Here is a 644-nt window from a genome sequence, read left to right on the forward strand (position 1 = left end):
CCCTCGCTCCGATCCAAAATTCGACTCCCGCTCAATGACTTGGGAGCTTCTTCACGGACGACTCGTTGGCTCCGCTGTTTAGCAGGGATACTGACGCCGTTAGAAAAAAGATTGCGATCGCAACGTGACTGCGCCAGGTCGATAGAGGGACGATATTGATTGTAAGCCCGCCTCAGCGCGACAAGTTACCTCTCAAACCGCAGTCCATTACTGCCTCTTTGCATTGAAGCTATCGAACATTTTCCATCCGTCAATGAGCGATTTCGACCACGACCGCTGCGCGAAGTCCCATTGGCACTTGAGCGCTTCGGAAGAGCTTGTGCAGCCGGCAAGACTCGTCAGGTAGTCGGCTTGGTCCTGTAGGCGGGAAGCTGCAAATCCCAATACTTCCTTTGCTGCCACTGCGGACATCTTCCTTTGCATTTCATTAAATGATCTTAGCAATTCGGGAGGCGTAAACGGACCATCGGATCCAGCTGTATTTTCCTTTGTCATAGGTGCTCCTAATGATCGGGATCGGTTTTCCGGGTTTATTGCAGATCAAAGTGAACTCGCGATTGAGGTTGAGTGAACGATGCTAGTTTATCTAAAAAGTTCGATCACTTCCTTGATCAGAATCAAACCGCTGGCGCTTTTAGGTAGTG

At 50.2% G+C, this 644-nt stretch carries 1 protein-coding gene; it reads right to left on the reverse strand.

From position 1 onward, the window contains the following. Positions 1-207: 207 nt before the first annotated feature. Positions 208-495, reverse strand: a complete 288-nt coding sequence (locus tag CWO89_RS44950) for a hypothetical protein (protein ID WP_130232033.1) — start codon at positions 493-495, stop codon at positions 208-210. Positions 496-644: the final 149 nt, after the last annotated feature.

The organism is Bradyrhizobium sp. Leo170 (assembly GCF_004296405.1).
GTDB lineage: Bacteria > Pseudomonadota > Alphaproteobacteria > Rhizobiales > Xanthobacteraceae > Bradyrhizobium.